Source organism: Pseudalkalibacillus decolorationis (assembly GCF_024609785.1).
Lineage (GTDB): Bacteria > Bacillota > Bacilli > Bacillales > Fictibacillaceae > Pseudalkalibacillus > Pseudalkalibacillus decolorationis.
Genome location: NZ_JANHJQ010000013.1, coordinates 1 through 19703, shown reverse-complemented (window position 1 = coordinate 19703; position 19703 = coordinate 1). Strand labels below are relative to the sequence as shown.

Here is a 19703-nt window from a genome sequence, read left to right as displayed (position 1 = left end):
TTCCTTAGATAGTTTCACTTATTATTTTATACACCAGGAACAAAGGAAGTCCAGTCATTCCGTTTTTTAATCTAAATCGTCTCCTGAAACTACCATAAGGGAGTGACTCAAACATAAGAGTCACTCCCCATAGTAAATAAATATATTTTATAGCGTTTGTAATAAAATCGTCGCGATCACAACCGAACCTGTCGTCACTGTTGTAAATCCGCCGATCAACATCGGTGACAATATTTCATTAAATATCGTCTCTTCTTCCTCTTTATTCCTCCCGACACTTCGGCTGACCTCTTCACTAATTAAATAATCCCCGGGGAAACCGAAAGTAGCCGTAAGGGCGACAGGAATACCCTTTAGAGGATCCCATTTGAACAGCTTCGAGCCGAGAAAACCACCAAATACAATTCCTATAATTCCGATAATGATAATAAGGAAAACTTCAGGAAGATACCCAATAAACATTTTGAACGTGATTTCATTCATGAAGGCGATGACTAAAAAGATTAATCCGGCCATTCCGACAGTAAAGGCATTGGCACGTTCCATGACCCTGTCTTGATAAAAACCGACAAATCTCCCTAATATCCCGATCACTAAAGCCCACAAGCTATAAGGAACACCCGTAAGCTTACCTAAAACGACAGCGATTGCCCCACCGATAAAAAGTAGGAACAACAGAATAAGGTTGCTCTGATATTTTTTCGGAATCCAGCTTCTTGTTTCCGCTTTGGCTTTATCCGAATGTCCATGTGCAGCATCCTCTAAAGAAGCGGCAACAAACTCTCCAGAGTCCATCGATTGACGGAGCTTCAAGGCATGTCGTCGGAGAAGGTTTGCCGCAAGAGGCATACCAAACAAACTCTGAAGCGCAAGAACTAAAACAGGAATCGTGATCAAGCTGGTTAAGCCTAATTTTTTCAATTCTTCTGAAGTGACAAGAAACGCAATCAACCCGCCAGTTAACGGGCCGGCTCCCGCAACAGCTGTTTTATAATCGAAAACCGTTGTCACAATAAGCAGGACGAGTCCGGCTCCAAAAATGATTCCCGTTAGAGCAATGGCGATGGCTTTCCATTGACTCTTAATGAGTTTGAGCGGAATTAACGTACCCATATGCACCACAATCGGGGCAGTTCCTAATACCGCACCAACAGTAACGAACGTTGAATCCGCAATTAGATTTTCCGGCATAACGCCTGCCCAAATTAATAAAAGATATCCGATTAATGCGATGAGCAACATCGGTACCCTTGCTCTAGTAGCTATCGAAACAACTTCGCCTAGGGCGATTAATGCCATAATGATCATCGTCGCTACCACAGGATCTTGAAACATTTTAACACTCCCCTTTAGTTAACTACTTTTTTAATAAAAGACGTTGGTGAACAATACAATCCTTTTCTAACCGTCTCTGTTTTCGATAAAAGTTAATTCTTCATCCGTGTTCCGCCTTGCAAATGTCTACATTTTCGAACTGTATCCCTTTCTTAACCTAATAATTCAAAAGGTGCATTCACAAAAATCTTTACGCCAATCGCGAGCGCGTCTTCATCAACGGTAAAACGCGGGTGATGGTGTGGGTGCACAATTCCTTTCTCTTCGTTTCTAGCTCCAACCAAAATGAAGCAGCCTGGGGCCTTTTGTGAGAAAGCCGAAAAATCCTCACTTCCCATTGCTGGCGGAAGATGCTCGACATAATCATTTCCAAATTTCTCTTGTACCATTCCTTCTACTTTCTTTGTTAATTCATGATTGTTAACAATAGAACTGTATCCAAATTGATAATCAAGCTGGCAGGAAGCCCCATGCGCTTCTGTCACTCCTTTTACAATTTTTTCCATTAAACGTGGGACTTCTTCACGGACTTCCTGACTGAAGTTGCGGACGGTTCCACCGAGCTTAACGGTATCCGGTATGACATTATTTGCGGTTCCTCCATGAAACTTAGTGACGGAGACGACCAGTTTCTCCTGCGGATCGAAATTCCTCGCCACAATGTGTTGCAAGTTGTTTACGACTTGGGAGCCGATCGCAATCGGATCAACAGCCGCCTCGGGTTGGGAAGAGTGCCCGCCTTTTCCGAAAATCGTAATGTCGAAAGTGTCAGAGTTTGCTGTAGCTGGACCGGACAGTAGACCGATTTTTCCAATTGGAAGGAAGGACATTAAGTGAATACCGATTACTTCATCTACCCCGTCCATCACACCTGCAGCGACCATTTCCCGTGCTCCACCAGGTGGTACTTCTTCAGCATGTTGAAAGATGAAACGAACCTCACCTTGAATTTGTTCTTTTAATTGCGACAATACCTTAGCTGCACCAAGGAGCATTGCCGTATGACCGTCATGGCCACAGCCATGCATGACCCCTCGATTTTGAGAAATAAAGTCAAAATCATTTTCTTCGTTGATCGGAAGTGCATCCATATCGGCCCTCATCGCAAGTACTTTTCCCGGTTGTTTGCCGATTAACCTTGCCATCACACTTGTTTTTGTCGGCTGCGATACTTCAAGACCACCAAAGGATTGAAGGGTGTCAAATACAAATTGAGAGGTTTTTTCTTCCTCAAAAGATAATTCAGGGTTTTGGTGGAGAAATCGTCTCCACTCAACCACCTGGTCTTTCACTTCATCAATGAATGTGTCGCTGTTCTTTGTTTCGATCATATTAATCCTCCTTTTTAAAATGGATGAAATAACCAAATACATAAAGCGTTTATACATAACGTTAATGCATGAAATGAATACGCTTACAATGAGAAAGGGATTTTCAAACTTCATCGTTTATTTACTTCGTAAACTTGAAATGTTAACACTTTACATTCAGGTCTTATTTAGGTTATTGTCCTAAAATAATTATAAGAATATTTTATACAATACGTCAACTGGAAAATTTAATAAAACTGAATTTTTAATATTAATTAGAAGGATGAAAAGGGAAAAGCTGCCCAATAATGGCCAGCTTTCTCTTGTTTTTTGAATAATGAAGTAAATTTGTTCATTATTATCTTATGGATGAGGGCTTCACATCTTCGGGAATTGGACAAATATAGTCTTTGCCTGCCCGTTTGTTGTTAAGCTCTGCTTTCGCTTGTTCAATGAACTTCAGGGTTGTTTAGAAGTTCAATGGCTGTGGAAGCAATCACTTTTCCAGCTTCTGAATCCTCCCACGACTAAAGCCGTGGGGTTCGAATACACAGGCCTTCTTCTAAACCGGCAGCCACAGTTCATCCCTTACAGGATGCTCGGCATTTAGGGACTTAGACACTGAACCTACTTCTATCCGAACATTCGCAGTCCAAGCAACCTCTGCTGCCATTCACGACTGCTTCTTCTGCTCTCACGAGCTCGGTGGGATCACACCGCTTATTCTTTAATTCTTTATGGATGGAGGACAATTCCTGAATTCAAAATCATCTTATTTTCTGTAAGAATATGATTTACGGTCTCATCATGGTTCCGTTTAAAGAGGGGGTATGTTTCCTGGCATCGTTTTTGAACCGGTCGTGTGCCCGTTTGATTGGCATTCATCAACAGAAAAGCGGAATACAAATCCCGTTGAACGCGGGAGCCATCCTCGAAAGGATGCCATCGTTGAGCTAATGGCTTTTTCATATACGATCGACGCTGATGACAGTATTGACTGGCTTTGAAGGATTGGGTTTGGACATGAACAAACGTCCCCTCAAGTCGTTTGACTTTTTGCTCTATTAGCTGAACCAACATAGCAGGTGCTCGATGACCGATACTTTTTCCGAATCGCTTCTTCCGTTTCATTTTCCCGGTCTTCTCCGAAACTTCCGTGTCTTTTTTCCGTTTTTGGAGTGCTTTAAAATTCATCGTCTCGATGTAGAAGCAATCACCGAAGCTTAATAAGAGGTTGGACAAGTGGTTGTGGGACTGTTTTCGGACCACCCTTTGCTTTCGATAACATTCTTGTAACCGAGTACGTAGGAGTTGATAGCGTTTGGAATAGATCCAGGTTTTCTTCCCTTTCTTGATCGTACAATCCTCGTGGTAGTTCTCTGGGTTGACCGCCCTTTTCGATCGGTCCATCTTGCGTTGAAGAAGACGAATGTCACGAGAGAGGCGTTGAACCTGATCCGCTAAATTCCATAGACCGACTTTAGCGAGGGAGGAAACGGCCAGGGTTGAGGTTCCAATATCCAACCCGACCGGCCCCTTTCCGAGTGTTTTGGTTTTGATCGGTGGATACCCACCAATGACGAGATCGGCAAAATAACGGACGTTTCCACGGATTCCCTTTTTAACTACACGTACATATTTCACACGATACGGTTCGACAAATACAGTGGGTTTGCCTTCTTTGGTTTTGGTGTAGGAGAAGGAGGTTTGATTTTCAAGTTGAGACAGAATGGTGGAGGCATACCCGTCGTTGGGTTGGATTCGTAAAGACGTTGATAGATCTTTGTAGACGAGGTGACGATCTACATACCGCCAGCCTGTCGTGTTCGTCTTCCCTTCTAGACTCACCATCTCTCCTTTTCGAATGAACCTGACCTTGGTTGCTTTTCCGAATAGTTTCTGACGAAAAGCGAGCCATACACGTGAGGCGATTTTTTGAGCCACTGCGGCATTGACTTGATTGCCAAAGTGCTGACGGATGGGTTTGATCCATTGATGGGCGGCATATTCCGTGAGTTGGTACTTTTCGCGAAGCTGGTTCAGCTGAAGGTAGAGGTTCTTCTTTTCTTCTTTTAGCGTAGGATTATCCTCATCCAAACGAAGCTTCTGATGGATTCCTTTTAATTGACGTATACATCGTTTATACACTTTTTCACGTTTGTATTGGTGTTCTCGCTTGAGATAGATTCCGAGTACCGTATTATAGATGACACGGCAACCTTCCAGTTCCTTTTCAAGGATGGAAAATAACAGTGGGTTCCGTTCCAGTTCAAGTGTGAGTACAAAGCTCGGAGATTGCCCTTTCGCCATTTCTGCCCCTCCCTCATAAAACGAACATACGTTCTATAAAAGAATACTACAAGAAGGAAGAAATGACAAGGAGTTTGATCGCTATTTCTTTTTGGAGTGATCGAATTCATCCCATTGCTAAAGCAAATGGGCTTTCTTCGATCCTCACTCAAAACTTCATCGGCTGCCCACTTTACGAATTTCTAAAACAAGAACTGCCGTTTACAATCAACATAGGTTGGGGTATTGGCAATTCAATTGATGAAGCCCGGACGAATGCATTGATTGCCAACCAATTGTCAGACAGCCGTGAGGAACAAGCTTCATTTATAATTACGGAAGGTGAACAAATTATCGGTCCTTTAGGTGAGGGCAATTGTTTGACCGTCTCAAACAGCTTGAATCCCGAAATCGAGAAGGTGAGTGAGCAAACGGGTGTCGCCTCGCTCAAGATCCAAAAAATACTGGCGGCAATGTTAAAAAAGAACACGAATGAATTTTCTGCTGATGATTTAGCTGCTTATTTAGGTATCTCGACGCGAAGCTCCAATCGAATTTTAAATAAATTTGAAGAAGCGGGTACAGCACAGGTTTTATATAAAAAGCAGCAAAAGTTACGTGGGAGACCAAAGAAGATATATAGAATAATGCTTAATATTAAGAAAAGCGCAAGCGCCCTGCTTAGCCACGAAGGTCACTGGAAGACCGACGAGGAGGCTGTTGCCGCCGCAGGAGGCCTGAAGTGATCCAAGTGGTTGGGCGCTGAAGCTGGACATTACATCCATGCCGCAAACTTTTATACTTTCTTTACTCATGAAAAAATGAATACCCCTTAATTGACAAGTCCATAAAGATAATTTATTATTGACTCAAATAGTAAATAGTTCTCCTAAAGGGGAGTAGCTTTTATAACAAAGTCGTCATTACGGAGTTGTACACTCTCGGCTTTGTTGGCAACATAATGTTGTTAGCAAGACCTTTACTGATTGGTAGAGGTCTTTATTTGTATAAAAAACCTTTACCGAAAATTGGTAAAGGTTTTTTTAGTGAAGAAATGGAAAACAATCAGCATTTACTTGATGTTATACGTTATATCAAAAAAAATTAAAGAAAGGTTTTGATGGCACAATGAAAAAAGTAAAAGTATCCTTTTCTGAGTTAATCAAAGAAAACAAAGAAGAGCTCCTTAAAGATAAGGCACAGATTGAAAGAATCGAAAAACGTATTGACGCAAAATATACAAATCTAACAAAATAATGATTTAGGAGGTTGTTCATTGATACTGAGGAAATGCATGTCCCTTTTAGGAATTGGATCGGCACAAATAGATCTTATTCTGCCTAAGGAAACGTATAGGCCTGGTGAACATATTGTCGGATATTTCTTAATCAAAGGCGGTACCATCGAACAACAAATTAAACGAATTGACAGTGATTTGGTCATGATTGATCAAGCTACAGGTATTGAAAAAGTAATTGATACAGTAACCCTATTAACATCAAAACTTATCCACTCAGGAGAATTATATAAAAAATCACTGACGTATAAACTATCGTCTACAGTCCCAATTACGACAAAAGAAATATCGTACCGTTTTAAAACAAAGATCACTTTTAGCGAAGGGGTGGAAAGCAGAGACCAGGATATTATTCAAATCATCTAGTACTATATTTCGGGAAAAATAAAACAAACAGGTGCACATGGTGTAATCAAGGATGATGATGCTTATGTACAAATCGTCATCGTCCTGAAGTAAGCAATGTATAGGTATTCAAGAGCCATGCCGAAGCATAAACTGCATAAAAGGAAGCCGCATGAATCACTTCGACGGAGTAATGCGGCTTTTATTTTTCACGTTAACAGTTTGTTTGTGTTTAAATAATGCGGACAGTAACGATGCCTTCGATTTGGTTGATTTCTTCTTCTAAGTAAGGAATGACATCGCCGTTTACTTTATTGTCAATGTCGATCATCGTGTATGCGTAATTGTCTCGGCTTCTGTTGACCATATCGGCAATGTTCAAGTTGTAGTTTGATAGTGCAGATGTGATCTGGCCAACCATGTTTGGAACGTTTTCATGGTAAGCAGTCACACGGCGTTTTCCTGTAAAAGGAAGGGAGGCATTTGGGAAATTAACTGAATTTTTGATGTTTCCTGTTTCAAGAAAATCCTTTACCTGCCGGGCAGCCATGATCGCACAGTTTTCCTCTGATTCTTTCGTCGAAGCTCCAAGATGAGGAATTGGAACGACATTTTTCATTTTCAACACCGTTTCATTCGGAAAGTCTGTAATATACTTACCGACTTTTCCGCCTTCAAGTGCGACAGACATGTCTTTTTCATTCACAAGCTCACCACGAGAGAAATTCAAAATATGAACGCCATTTTTCATGATGCTTAAGGTTTCTTCGTTGATCATACCTCTTGTCTGTTCGGTTAACGGAACGTGTATAGTAATGTAATCACAGTTGGCAAAGAGCTGTTCAATCGTCATGGCACGCTGTACGTTGCGGGACAGGGTCCAAGCTGTATCCACAGAGATGAACGGGTCGAACCCCATCACATCCATATCCAAGTCGAGCGCATCATTTGCTACTAAGGCACCAATCGCCCCCAAACCGATTACTCCTAGTGTTTTCCCTTTAATTTCTTTACCGAGAAACTGCTTTTTTCCGGCTTCTACAAGCTTTGGAATTTGTTCTCCCTGTCCTTCCAACGTCTTTGTCCAGGCAACTCCATCAAACAAGTTACGAGAAGAAGCCATTAATGTCGTCAGTACAAGCTCTTTAACCGCATTCGCATTGGCACCTGGTGTATTGAACACAACAATTCCACGTTTTGTGCAATCGCTGACTGGAATATTATTGACACCCGCGCCTGCCCTTGCGATTGCTTTAATATTTTTGTCGAATTTCATGTCATGCATATTGAAGCTCCGAAGAACGATCGCTCCAAGGTCCTCACTGTCTGTATCGATTACGTAATTTTCGTTGTTGAATTCACTTAAGCCACGTTCAGCAATATTATTTAACGTTTTAATTGCGTACATTTGTTTCGGTCTCCCCTTTTATCTTAAGTTTATTTTCAAATTCTTTCAAACAAGCAATCAATGACTGGACACCTTCTACTGGCATCGCATTATAGAGGCTTGCGCGCATGCCGCCGACAGAACGGTGGCCTTTTAATGTTTCGAGCCCCACGGATTTTGCTTTTTTCAAAAACGCAGCGTCCAATTCAGAGGACGGGGATACAAAAGGAATATTCATAATTGAACGGCTGTCCTTTCGCACAGGAGATTTAAATATGGTGGATACCTCAAGGAAATCGTACAACATCTGTGCTTTTTCGCGGTTGATTCTCTCCATTTCCTTCAGGCCACCAAGCTCCTTCAACCATTCAAAGACAAGCTTAGCCATATAGATTCCATACGTTGGTGGAGTATTATACAAGGAACCGCTGTCGCTGTGTGTCTTGTATGCAAGCATTGTCGGGAAGCTTTCCGGTGCTTGCCCGATTAAGTCTTCTCGAATAATAACAACGGTCAACCCTGCAGGCCCGATGTTTTTTTGTGCTCCGGCATAAATCAGACCAAATTTCGAGACATCGATTTCCTCCGATAAAATATTGGAAGACATATCCGCTACAAGCGGCACTCCGCCTGTGTCCGGAATTTCGGAAAAGGCTGTTCCTTCTATTGTGTTATTTGTTGTGATATGAACATAATCCGCCTCTGGATCAATCATGCTGCTGTCCACAGCCGGTATATAGCTGAAGTTTGCATCCTCTGATGAAGCGATTACGCGAATATCTCCATATTTTTTCGCTTCCTTGATCGCTTTCTTCGACCAGGAGCCGGTGTTTACGTAGTCCGCTTTTCGACTTTTGGTAAGTAGGTTCATCGGCACCATAGCAAACTGCTGCGACGCTCCCCCTTGCACAAACAGCACCTTGTAATTTTTCGGAATATCCATTAGCTCTCTTAGCAGCTGCTCGGCTTTGGTGATGATCTCTGTAAATAATCCCGAACGATGGCTTAACTCCATAACAGACATTCCCGTATCTGCGTAATTGACTAACTCTTTTTGAGCCTTTTCTAACACTAGCAACGGTAGCATAGAAGGACCTGCTGAAAAATTATAAACTCTTTCCACGTAAACACCCTCATTCGCTTCTTATTTAAAAACAGAATATTTAATAATTAGATAATATTCATGAATTATAAATTGTAATGAACGACATATCAAGGGGTAGAAAACGAACATTTCCCCCTTCTTTTTATTGATACCGCTTACATAATTGATTTATCAACCTTTGAAAATGACGAACATTTTTTAAAGTTTTTTGTATTTCGTTCGTCTTATTTTTAAAATTAAAGAAAACTTGGCTCAGCTAAGCCTTTGGCGCTGGCGATCGCCTTAGCTACGCTTATACTATAGAAAGTATTTTTATACTTTCTTAACGTGCTAGAAAAATGAGGACTCGTAATAAAGGGCTCATCTTCTTAACTATAGTGATCCGCTTAATTTGTACGTATAAAAGAGTAATAGTTTGGTAATCATTAAGTTAAGGAAGAAATGAAGGAGGTAGATTAATAGTGTCGAGGGAAAGTAAATTAACGTTGGCTAATTTCGTTGATCAAGATCGATTTGAACTAAACTCTTACCTTACCTATTTGTTCCAGCAATTTTATGATAATGCTCCGGATCAGCCAGATGATAAACTGATAAAACCATAGATTAACTACTAGGGAGCATCCTCCCCTACTGATTATCCGCCGTTTAGGTTCTTATATAGGACTCTATGTGGAAAGCTCTGAAGGCTTATGTTGGTCAAGTTAATCAAAATAATTTATATTATGCTTTCAAGTTGATTTCACAACAATGGAAGCGCTTCATATAAAAGCACCGCTATATAAAGTAATTGACAGGATAAACATAGCTTAGTAGTATGTAATTTAATTAAATAACCGAACTTATCCAGAGAGACTGAGGGACTAGGCCCTATGACGTCCGGCAACCCCCAATTCGGGAAGGTGCCAATTCCTGCAGAATGTTTTCATTCTGAGAGATAAGCTGAGAAATAGATATGTTTCGATGCTTCTTTCAAGTGAAAGAGGCATTTTTTCATAGAAAGAAAAGAGTGATCGTTTCTAACTTCGGGATGAAAAAGGGGGGCATACTATGATTAAAATTCACAATTTATCAAAAATTTATAAAACGAAAAGTGGTTCCGTAAAAGGTGTCGATGATGTTTCGTTGACGGTTCATGAAGGAGAAATCTACGGAATCGTCGGTTATTCTGGCGCCGGAAAAAGTTCGCTACTTCGATGTATCAATCTGTTGGAGCGACCTACATCTGGAACTATTACCGTAGACGGCATCGATCTCACCTCTTTAAAGGGCGAAAAGTTGCGGTTAGCGCGGTTAAGGATCGGGATGATTTTTCAACATTTTTATTTAATCAGCCAAAAAACGGTTTATGAAAACATTGCCTTTTCCTTAAAAGCAGCTAAAACACCCGCCAACTTAATCAAAGCTCGTGTCGAGGAATTGCTCGAAATGGTTGGTCTAACAGACAAACGCGATGTTTATCCTGCACAACTAAGTGGTGGCCAGAAACAACGGGTAGGCATTGCTCGTGCCCTTACCAACAACCCGACGGTGCTCTTATGTGATGAAGCCACTTCAGCCCTAGATCCGACCACGACAAAGTCAATTTTGGATCTTTTGAAAAGAATCAATAAAGAGCTCAATATTACAATCGTTTTGATTACTCATGAAATGAAAGTTGTTAAAGAGATTTGTAACCGAATGGCGATCATGCAGGAAGGTAAAGTCATTGAAGAAGGGACTGTGTATGACACGTTTGCCGACCCACAAACGGAACTGACGAAGGAGTTTATCAAGAGTGTCGTTTCCTTTGAACTGCCAGACGCCATTTTAAACAAGTGTCAAGGAACGATTGTAAAGGTGATGTTTAAAGGGGACGTTGCTGGTGAGGGTATCGTTTCCGATATGCTTAAGCAATTTGAGGTAAAAGGCAACTTCCTCCACGGTTCGATTGAATATATACAAGAGGCACCACTTGGCATTTTCGTTATGGAACTGATGGGAGAAAGCGAAGAAACGAATAAAGCTCTGCAATTCATAGAAAATCGATCTGCACAGGTGGAGGTGTTACGTGATGGGGTTTGATTTCAATCATCTTATCGAACTTATTCCGGATATCAATCAAGCCTTCTTTGAAACGATGTATATGATTGCGATCTCCCTGGTGGTAGCAATTGTAATCGGCCTTCCTATCGGGATCCTTTTATACGTCACTGACAAAGGCTTGTTTTTGGAAAATCGTTGGGTTAAAAATACAGCGGGTTTTGTAGTCAATATGGTAAGGTCGGTCCCATTTATCATTTTACTAGTCGCTTTAATCCCGTTAACTGAATTTCTTGTCCATACAACGATTGGACCAGCTGCTGCGAGTGTTTCCCTTTCCGTTGCGGCCATCCCGTTTTTTGCCCGTATCGTCGAGTCTGCTTTTCGAGAAATTGATAAAGGTGTGATTGAAGCAGCGATAGCAGCTGGCGCAACCCCATGGATGCTCATTAAAGATGTGTTATTGCTTGAAGCTAGGTCCGGGATTGTCTCAGGTATCACATTGACGCTCATCAGTCTTGTCGGATTCTCGGCGATGGCCGGTGTTGTCGGTGGCGGTGGAATTGGAGATTTAGCCATCCGCTTTGGTTATTATCGCTATGACAACACAATTATGATTGCAACAGTCGTAATTCTGATCGTCATTGTTCAATTGATTCAAATTTTTGGTGATCTAATCACCAAAGTTGTAGATAAAAGGTAAGAAAAGCGGAAGCGCCTTGGTCAGGTACGACAAGCGCTGGAGATTTCTGGTCAAGCACGCGATTTCTAGCGTGATACCAGAAATCGAAGCGACCTCGAGTACCTAGGCGCTGGAGCTAGACATCACATCTATGCAGCAAATTTTTATACTTTCAACTTGGCTTGCACCAAGCCTCAGCAGGTGATCGCCGTTTTTGTAAAAAATACAGTTAAAAAGAGAGGGAGAGTATTCATGAAAAGATGGTTGTTAGGATTTATTGTATTAGTAGCTGTTACGGCTTTAGCTGCATGTGGCGGCAAAGAAGCAAGTACGACAGATACAAAAGATATCAAAATAGGTGCTACAGCAGGCCCTTATACCGATATGGTTAATAAAGCCATTAAGCCGGGACTTGAAGATAAAGGATACAAGGTGGAGGTTGTTACATTTAGTGACTATGTGCAACCGAATAAGGCGTTGAGCAAAGGGGATATTCAAGCAAATCTTTTTCAACATACGATTTACCTTGAAACGTTTTCGAAACAAAATGATATGAAATTAACAGGTTTGATTGCTGTACCGACAGCGCCGATGGGGATTTATTCAAACACATATAAGTCCTTGTCCGATGTAAAAGATGGAGCAACAATCGCTATTCCGAATGACCCGACGAATGCTGCTCGTGCTTTTAATATACTTGAAGATGAAGGCTTTATTACAGTGGATGAAAATGCAAATCCGATTACCATTTCTGAAAAAGACATCACTGAAAATAAGAAAAACCTGAAATTCCAACCGATTGAAGCCGGTCAGTTACCACGTTCTGTCGAAAGTGCAGATTTGGCTGCAGTCCCTGGTAACTACGCATTGGCTGCAAAAATGGATTTACTCAGCGCACTAGCACTTGAAAATATGGATGATCAATACCGCAATGTCGTCGCTGTCACAACAGAAAATAAGGATACTCAACTTGCAAAAGACCTCAAAGCTGTCGTCAAATCAGATGAATTTGAAAAGATTATTGATGAAGAATTTAAAGGCTTCGGAAAACCAAAATGGATGGAGAGTAAGTAAGACATAAAAATTAATGCATGAGTGAGGAAAAAGCTTATCGAAAGACCTAGTGTCTGACGATAGCTTTTTTTCATATCACTAATTCAACTATTGTGAATTCATAGCGGTTTTTTTCATCTTGATGGTATATTTTTCACCTTTGTGAATGGATTCCTTGTTTTTGAATACATCACTTGTTTTTATTTCGATGAAAGATAGGTTCTCTGCTTTTATGTTTTCTAATATGAATCCGAGTTGTCCGAATCTTTTCTCGCCCGGCTCATAAGCCCCATTCAGTTTCTCCAAATAAAAGTCATCTTCAAAGCTTTTCTGTTCTCCTGTATTTGTTATCAAATGGGAGACGGGTGCGAAATTCAGGCTTTCATCTGAAGTGTTTTCCACGACAACTCTTAGCTTCACATAATTGAAATTTGTTTCTTGATGCGTGTAGCCATGAAAGTAATCAACCAAATCATGAGAGGGGGAGTAATTCAATAGCTTCGCCTCTTTCACTGTGACCTCCATCGGTCCGACTGAAATCTGTTTATCTTCGGAATAGATCGCTAATAGTTTTATAACACCATCTTGATCGCGATATGTTTTTCCAACCTCGGTTAGTTTCCGGTCATCTGGGGCTTGTGGGCTTTCGATGAATGTATCTTGTTTCTTCCTAACTCGTTCCGCCTCATCTTTCTCTTCTACTTTTGCTTTTTCTTCGGGTTGTTCATTAGATGAGTCCGTCTTTTGTTCATCATTCATACAACCAGTCAACAAGATCATTGTAGCTATAAAAAGTAACCAAAAACGCTTCATGTTATTCTTCCCCCTGGTTGTCCAATCATTTACTAAAGACACAGTTGCCCCGTTGCCGGTTAGACAACGGGGCAACTGTGTAATCTTAGTGCTTTTTATGAGGTTGTACTGCTTTTAGTACTTCAAATAGTTTCTGCCCAGTTTCACTGTTTTCATTCAAACCACTGAATTCGTCACTTTGTGGACCATACGCGTAGACATTCACATCGACACCTGTATGGGCACTGGTTGTCCAGCCTGTTCCTGAGCGGACATTGTAAATGTGTTCAATCGCATTGTCTACTTCTGTAATATTAATGTTCCCATCAGCATCTGGGTGTGCAGCCTTTTTCACAGCGGCCACTTCCTCTTGTTTCAAATCCAGTCCGGAGTATTCGTTTAAGACCTCCTCAACATCTGCTCCTTCTGCAATTTCAGCAGCCATGTAATCAGGAGTCCGTTCTGCGGCTTTGATCACATCAGGGTTGAACACATAATCAGATCCTCGTCCGATAGAAATCCCGCCTGTGGAATGGTCGGCAGTTGCAATGACAAGCGTGTGTTTGTCCTTTTTCGCAAATTCGATCGCTTGCAGGAACGCCTTTTCAAAGTCTTCCATCTCACTCATAGCTCCTACAACATCATTATCATGGCCAGCCCAATCGATTTGGCTTCCTTCCACCATGAGGAAGAATCCATCTTTGTCTTTACTCAGTTTTTCAAGTGCTGTATTCGTCATTTCACTTAAAGAAGGAGTCTTTTCATCTCGGTCGATCGCTTTATCCATTCCTTTTGGTGCGAACAGACCTAGAAGTTGATCCTTATCAGCATTGAGCATTTCCTCTTTAGTCGTTACATAGCTATACCCATCTTCTTGGAATTCTTTTGCTAGGTTGCGATCTTCCCGAATAAAGTAATCGGTCCCGCCCCCAAGAAGGACATCTACTTTATGCTCACCTTCAATTAATCCATCGTAATAATCATCCGCAATATCATTATAGTTACTTCTTGATTCATCATGTGCCCCGAAAGCCGCTGGAGTGGCATGATTGATTTGTGAAGTGGCAACGAGTCCAGTCGACTTATCTTGCTTTTTTGCTACTTCAAGAACTGTTTTTACATCTTCTTGTTCCAGGTCTACAGAAATCGCGCCATTATACGTTTTAATACCAGCTGCCATAGCGGTCGCCGTAGCTGCAGAATCCGGGATGTTTTCTTTGACATCATCTTCTCCACCATCAAAATAAGGGTCCCATGAATAAGTAGCTTGTGTACCTACTAGATAGGGATCGAATGCAGTAGGTTCCATCATTTTAGTAGATTGATCGTCTTTTATGTAGCGGTACATCGTGGTGTAAGAAGGTCCCATCCCATCTCCGACCATAAAGATAATATTTTTGATTTCGGCATTGTGTTTCTTATCCGGCTTCGCTTCAACTTTTGGTGTACTAGCGACTGTACCACTAATGACCAATGAAGCGATAACAGCAAATGGTAGAAGCTTTTTTCTGATTTTTTTGCTAATCACAAGTATCCTCCTTAGTAAATGTTTTTAAACGATGATGTATAATATATACACCACGTAGATAATACTAGTAAATCACAAACATTGTACTTTTTGGGTGAAATTAGGAAAAACAGTAGTTGAGAACTAGCTATATAGAATGCTAGTGATAGTTTTTTAGTACAAAAGTTTTATATTAAAATCAATGGAAAAGTATTTTTATACTTTTAACGTGCAAAAAAAAAGAGAGGCGGACCCGACATCTTTGGGTCCGCCTCTTCTCTCTTTATTTAATCATCATCACGATCGATATCCACTTCAAGTACCTTTCCATCAACTGCGGAAACATCTACATCTGCTTCTCCGCCATCGGACATTCTTATTTCAATTTCATAACGGTATTCATTATCATCCTCATCCAGTTCAATTTCCGTTACTTTCCCCGCTGCTTCTTTCAAGGCAATCTTCTTGGCCTCTTCTTTAGAAATCAGGTTGTCTTTGTTTATTGGATTTGCTTCATCACGATCGTCATCATCCTCATCGTCTGTTTGGACCGCTAGCACCTCACCTGAATAGGCATCGACATGAACATTCTTATCTTCATCCTTCGCATCGATATCGACTTCATAATAGGCTTTGGCTTTGTCCGGTTCTAACTCAACTTCATCCACTTTACCATCGACTTCCTTCAATGCGATTTTCTCTGCCTCAGAAACTGAAATCATTTTTTTCCCTTTTGAACTACCATCCATTGCTTGAACGCCCATTCCAACTCCACCTAATACAATGGCCCCAACTAATGTAAGGGTTACGATTTTCTTTTTCATGTTCGATTCCTCCTCGTATTTGTTTGACACTTACATCTTATCCCCCACAGATTAGAACAAAAGGAAAAGAACATTAGAATACGATGAGAATTTCATACTGAAAAGCAACTAATGCAATAAAATCGTTAGTCTTCATAGGTTATCGTCGTCTCGCCTGTAAATCCATCGACGAGTACAGTAGCCTCTAAATCGTCATTGATTTCAAGCTCAATCTCATAAACCGGTATTCCGTTGATAGTGATGATCTCAATATCATCGACCTCCCCTTTGTTGACCTTAACCAATGCTTTTTGTTTAGCCTCTTCTTCTGATATCAACGTTTTCTTTGGTTCCTTAGGCTGTGGCTGTTCTGATTTGTCAACGATTTCTCCAGATTCTGCATGAATAGATACAATTGTTACCCCAGAATCCGTTTTGACGCTTATTTTATAAGCAGGTGGATTTTCCTTATTTGCAAGCTTTACATTATCCACCTCTCCTTTTACTTCTTTTAGAGCAATTTCCTTCGCTTTTTCTTCATCTATCCATTTTTTATTAATCTTAATCGCTTTTAAACTTTCAATGCTGCGTTTCTCTGCATTCACTACGATTTTGTATGATCCACTCTCACGATCAAGGAGAACTTCATATTTCTCTTCATTTTTAGCTGTGATTTCTTTGATTTGGCCAGAATATTTACTCGTAATAAATTCTTTCAGGTCTTTTTTCGATAATGGTTGATCATTTTTACTTGCTAGAATTTCTTGTGCCCCAATAATAATGCCTACTACAAATAAAGCTACTCCAAATATGATCAAACTATTGCGTTTCATGAATAAGCCCTCCTTTCTTACGAATTCGCTTTTTTGTGAAATTACTTACCTTCCTTCAATCGAATCGTGACACTCGTTCCTGATCCTTCTTCACTTTCCAGTGCAATTGTCCCTTCATGCGCGGCAATGATTTCTTTTGCGATGGAAAGGCCGAGGCCCGTTCCTCCCGTCTTCCTACTTCTTGCTTTATCAACCCTGAAGAAACGCTCGAAAACCATCTCGACATCCTCTTTAGGAATTCCGATCCCGTAATCTTTTATCGTGAGTGACGGTTGCTCATGTTCATAAGAAACAATAATATCAATCTCACGTTCACTAAATTTCTTGGCATTATCTAAAAGAATGAATAGTACTTGTTTAAGTTTTTGTTCATCGCCCGTGACCAAAACGTTGGATTGCTCATTAATAACATTTACTTCTCGTTGATAGGCTTGTTGAAATGTTTTCCCAGCTTCTTTACAGAGAGAAATGAGATCCAACGTTTTCCAATCAATATCCCATTCATTTTCACTACGAGCAAGGAGAAGTAACTGTTCGGTTAAATTCCTCATCCGGATCGATTCGGAATGAATCGCCTCAACTGATTCGTCAAACACCTCTGGCTTTTTCGTACCCCACCTCTTCAGTAAGCTCGCGTAACTCTCAATAATCGTAAGTGGTGTCCTTAATTCGTGAGAGGCATTTGAGACGAAGCTTTGTTGTTTTTCCGAGTTCGTTTGCAAAATATCGACCATGCTATTGAAAGTTGTTCCCATTTTATATAGCTCATCGTTCGATGTGTGATCCAATTCAATATGCTTGAATGTTTTTTTTCTTTGGATTTCTTCCATCGTGCTGATCAATGCTTCAATTGGTCTTAAAATTAGCCTACTTAACACTCTGGCAGAAAGAAATGCAGGTATGATCGCAAGCAAAGTTGCCAACAGCAAAATCATTCGCAGAACCTCTAAATTAGCCTGCACACCAGCCATACTTTCTGTGACTTCCAGTGAAACGATCTCACCATTCGTCCAAATGATAGGAATGGTTGCAACTGCATAGGATGACCCATTGTATTCTCGGACTTCAGCAGTTTGGGTAGACTGATAGTTGGCTGGACTATTCCGAAGATCATTTAATTTGGTTTGCGTCAAAATTGCTTTCGAATCTTCATAAACAATCCGAATCATCCCGTTATTAGGAATAAATGCAGGAAGCAACTTATTTGGTTGGATTTCATTTCCTGCTCTATTCAGTGCAGCAGCAATTGTTTCCGTTTGGTTTGTTACCCGATCCAATTCGCCTTCTGTCGTCACTTTGTAGAACAAGTAATAGATTGATCCGTTTATCAACAGTAAAATAATGAACAGAAAGATCGTTGAAAACAGATGAATTTTATTACGGAGGTTCATCTTATTGCTCCTTCATAACATACCCGACTCCTCTGATCGTATGGATCAAAGTCGAGTCTCCGTTATTATCGATTTTTTTCCGCAAATAACGGATATAAACATCAACCACATTCGTATCCCCATAGTAATCAAATCCCCAAACAGCCGATAATAACTGATCCCTGTTCAATACTTGCTGTTTGTTCTGAAGCAGATACACGAGCAAATCGAATTCTCTAGGTGTTAACTCGATCTTTTCTTTTCCTCGTATAACATCTCTCGTTTTTTCATTTACTGTTAGATTCCCAATCCGTAATTCCTGTCCGACTTCCTCAGATTGGTTAGACCCTTTATTTAGACGTAAACTAGCTCTTACCCTGGCTAGCAATTCTTCAATTTGAAAAGGTTTTGTAATATAATCGTTGGCACCATGATCAAGCCCCGCTACTTTATCCGGAACCGAATCTCTCGCAGTTAATAAAATGATCGGTGTATTTTGGTCATTAGTGCGAATTCGTCTTAACACCTCTAGCCCATTCAATTCGGGTAGCATTACATCTAGTAAGACCAAATCCCACTTTTCATTCCGGAACTTTTCAAGTCCAATTAATCCTGTTTCAGCTGTATCCACCTCATAGCCCTCGAATTCCAGCTCCAACTTTATGACACGGGCAATCTTCTCTTCATCTTCCACGATTAAAATTTTCTGATTGTCCATCGTTTCCCCACCTAATTTTTTTCTTCGACCTTATTTATAAAGTTATACAAATTAATTAGTTCAACTGAAACTATAAATTCATTATACTTTCCTTACATTAAAAAATGGTGAGAAAACATAAAGAACTGGATGAAATTCAAGCATAAAGTAGAGTAGGACGAGGGCTTTCACCCTCGGACCCCTCGTCAAACCGGACGTGCGGTTTTCCCGCATCCGGCTTTCACTGTGTCAGTTCCCCATTTCCGGGAGTGAGTTCTCTTCATCCGTCACCGGATTGCTTGAATTTCACTACCGGATTAAGAACACTAGGTGAGTAGTTCAACCAAGGAAACCAGACCGGCTTGTTCCAACCTTTTGTTCGGAATAAGCTGGTTGGATAGTGTTGACCTTCTTCTTCGTATAAACGCACGTAACCGCATGCGAATCCATTTATCTAATCGGTCAAAGACTGTTTTGACGTCCCCTATCTTGAAGTAGTTCGCAAAACCCCGAATTGACTTATTAAGTCTGACTATGACTTCCTCTAGGCTTTTTCCCTGTTGTCTTCTAGTAAGTTTGCGAACCTTTTCCTTGTACTTGTTGATTCGTTGAACCCAAGGAAACTGAATCCTTCCTTAAAGTGAACCACTTTCGTCTTTTCAGGATGCATCGTTAGGTGGAGTCGGTCTTCTAAGATGGTTTTCGCTACTTGGTGCGCTTTTTCTGCCTGCGTTTTAGTCTTACAAAATATAATGGCATCATCCGCATAGCGAACGACTGGGAATCCAGACGCTTTCATCCCCCAATCAAATTCATCCAAGTAGATGTTGGCGAGTAGCGGAGAAATGACCCCTCCCTGGAGACCTCCGAAAAACGAGG

The 19703-nt window shown here is 40.8% G+C and carries 20 protein-coding genes and 1 riboswitch; of the genes, 7 read left to right on the top strand and 13 right to left on the bottom strand.

All coding sequences use genetic code 11. The annotated features are described in order from the left end of the window. Nucleotides 1–147 precede the first annotated feature (147 nt). The 3 genes from NON16_RS13625 to NON16_RS13615 all read right to left on the bottom strand — a co-directional run bounded on the left by NON16_RS13625 (nt 148) and on the right by NON16_RS13615 (nt 4955). Nucleotides 148–1335: a hypothetical protein gene (locus NON16_RS13625; RefSeq protein WP_257349787.1), complete on the bottom strand. Its 1188-nt coding sequence runs from the start codon at nt 1333–1335 to the stop codon at nt 148–150. A 152-nt stretch (nt 1336–1487) separates the two neighbouring features. Then, nucleotides 1488–2666, bottom strand: a complete 1179-nt coding sequence (locus NON16_RS13620; protein WP_257349786.1) for a M20 family metallopeptidase — start codon at nt 2664–2666, stop codon at nt 1488–1490. Nucleotides 2667–3380: 714 nt separating this feature from the next. Beyond that, the gene (locus NON16_RS13615; protein WP_257349784.1) at nt 3381–4955 is read right to left on the bottom strand and encodes a hypothetical protein; all 1575 of its coding nucleotides are present in this window, start codon (nt 4953–4955) and stop codon (nt 3381–3383) included. Nucleotides 4956–5017: 62 nt separating this feature from the next. On the opposite strand from NON16_RS13615, the gene NON16_RS13610 reads away from it, so the two are divergent. The 3 genes from NON16_RS13610 (at nt 5018) to NON16_RS13600 (ending at nt 6597) form a co-directional block, all read left to right on the top strand. Then, the gene (locus NON16_RS13610) at nt 5018–5680 is read left to right on the top strand and encodes a helix-turn-helix domain-containing protein (protein ID WP_257349782.1); all 663 of its coding nucleotides are present in this window, start codon (nt 5018–5020) and stop codon (nt 5678–5680) included. 382 nt (nt 5681–6062) lie between these two features. Further along, nucleotides 6063–6191, top strand: a complete 129-nt coding sequence (locus tag NON16_RS13605; protein ID WP_257349781.1) for an FbpB family small basic protein — start codon at nt 6063–6065, stop codon at nt 6189–6191. 19 nt (nt 6192–6210) lie between these two features. Next, nucleotides 6211–6597 (top strand): sporulation protein, encoded by a 387-nt coding sequence (locus NON16_RS13600; RefSeq protein ID WP_257349778.1) that lies wholly within the window; start codon nt 6211–6213, stop codon nt 6595–6597. A 211-nt stretch (nt 6598–6808) separates the two neighbouring features. Here NON16_RS13600 and NON16_RS13595 read toward each other — a convergent pair whose 3' ends face one another. Both NON16_RS13595 and serC read right to left on the bottom strand, forming a co-directional pair. Next, the gene (locus tag NON16_RS13595; RefSeq protein ID WP_257349777.1) at nt 6809–7984 is read right to left on the bottom strand and encodes a phosphoglycerate dehydrogenase; all 1176 of its coding nucleotides are present in this window, start codon (nt 7982–7984) and stop codon (nt 6809–6811) included. Continuing rightward, nucleotides 7971–9086 (bottom strand): 3-phosphoserine/phosphohydroxythreonine transaminase, encoded by a 1116-nt coding sequence (serC, locus tag NON16_RS13590; protein ID WP_257349775.1) that lies wholly within the window; start codon nt 9084–9086, stop codon nt 7971–7973. Before serC ends, NON16_RS13595 begins: the two co-directional genes overlap by 14 nt. A gap of 443 nt (nt 9087–9529) precedes the next feature. Between serC and NON16_RS13585 the strand changes: the two genes are divergently transcribed. From NON16_RS13585 to NON16_RS13570, 4 genes are all read left to right on the top strand, one after another. Continuing rightward, complete coding sequence (locus tag NON16_RS13585) at nt 9530–9670, top strand: hypothetical protein (RefSeq protein ID WP_257349774.1); 141 nt, start codon at nt 9530–9532, stop codon at nt 9668–9670. A gap of 234 nt (nt 9671–9904) precedes the next feature. Beyond that, a riboswitch (SAM riboswitch) is annotated at nt 9905–10009 on the top strand. Between the two features lie 106 nt (nt 10010–10115). Next, complete coding sequence (locus NON16_RS13580; RefSeq protein ID WP_257349772.1) at nt 10116–11129, top strand: methionine ABC transporter ATP-binding protein; 1014 nt, start codon at nt 10116–10118, stop codon at nt 11127–11129. Further along, nucleotides 11119–11790 carry a methionine ABC transporter permease gene (locus NON16_RS13575; protein WP_257349982.1) on the top strand — a complete coding sequence of 224 codons (672 nt, stop codon included), beginning with the start codon at nt 11119–11121 and terminating at the stop codon, nt 11788–11790. The genes NON16_RS13580 and NON16_RS13575 overlap by 11 nt, the downstream gene beginning before the upstream one ends. Nucleotides 11791–12021: 231 nt before the next feature. Then, nucleotides 12022–12843, top strand: a complete 822-nt coding sequence (locus NON16_RS13570; protein ID WP_257349769.1) for a MetQ/NlpA family ABC transporter substrate-binding protein — start codon at nt 12022–12024, stop codon at nt 12841–12843. Between the two features lie 87 nt (nt 12844–12930). Here the strand turns inward: NON16_RS13570 and NON16_RS13565 are convergent, their stop codons facing one another. The 8 genes from NON16_RS13565 to NON16_RS13535 all read right to left on the bottom strand — a co-directional run. Continuing rightward, the gene (locus NON16_RS13565; RefSeq protein ID WP_257349767.1) at nt 12931–13635 is read right to left on the bottom strand and encodes a DUF4352 domain-containing protein; all 705 of its coding nucleotides are present in this window, start codon (nt 13633–13635) and stop codon (nt 12931–12933) included. Between the two features lie 85 nt (nt 13636–13720). Beyond that, complete coding sequence (locus NON16_RS13560) at nt 13721–15139, bottom strand: alkaline phosphatase (RefSeq protein WP_372508810.1); 1419 nt, start codon at nt 15137–15139, stop codon at nt 13721–13723. Between the two features lie 269 nt (nt 15140–15408). After that, on the bottom strand, nt 15409–15945 hold the full coding sequence (locus NON16_RS13555) for a PepSY domain-containing protein (RefSeq protein WP_257349763.1): 537 nt from the start codon (nt 15943–15945) through the stop codon (nt 15409–15411). 125 nt (nt 15946–16070) lie between these two features. Further along, the gene (locus NON16_RS13550) at nt 16071–16757 is read right to left on the bottom strand and encodes a PepSY domain-containing protein (protein ID WP_257349761.1); all 687 of its coding nucleotides are present in this window, start codon (nt 16755–16757) and stop codon (nt 16071–16073) included. 41 nt (nt 16758–16798) lie between these two features. Next, nucleotides 16799–18148 (bottom strand): HAMP domain-containing sensor histidine kinase, encoded by a 1350-nt coding sequence (locus NON16_RS13545; RefSeq protein ID WP_257349760.1) that lies wholly within the window; start codon nt 18146–18148, stop codon nt 16799–16801. Nucleotide 18149: 1 nt separating this feature from the next. Further along, nucleotides 18150–18845, bottom strand: coding sequence for a response regulator transcription factor (locus tag NON16_RS13540; protein ID WP_257349758.1), 696 nt, complete (start codon nt 18843–18845; stop codon nt 18150–18152). Between the two features lie 305 nt (nt 18846–19150). Beyond that, complete coding sequence (locus NON16_RS25665; RefSeq protein WP_372508809.1) at nt 19151–19429, bottom strand: group II intron maturase-specific domain-containing protein; 279 nt, start codon at nt 19427–19429, stop codon at nt 19151–19153. Then, nucleotides 19369–19703 (bottom strand): reverse transcriptase domain-containing protein (locus NON16_RS13535; RefSeq protein ID WP_257349757.1); only part of this gene is annotated, 335 nt, incomplete at its 5' end. The genes NON16_RS13535 and NON16_RS25665, both read right to left, overlap by 61 nt.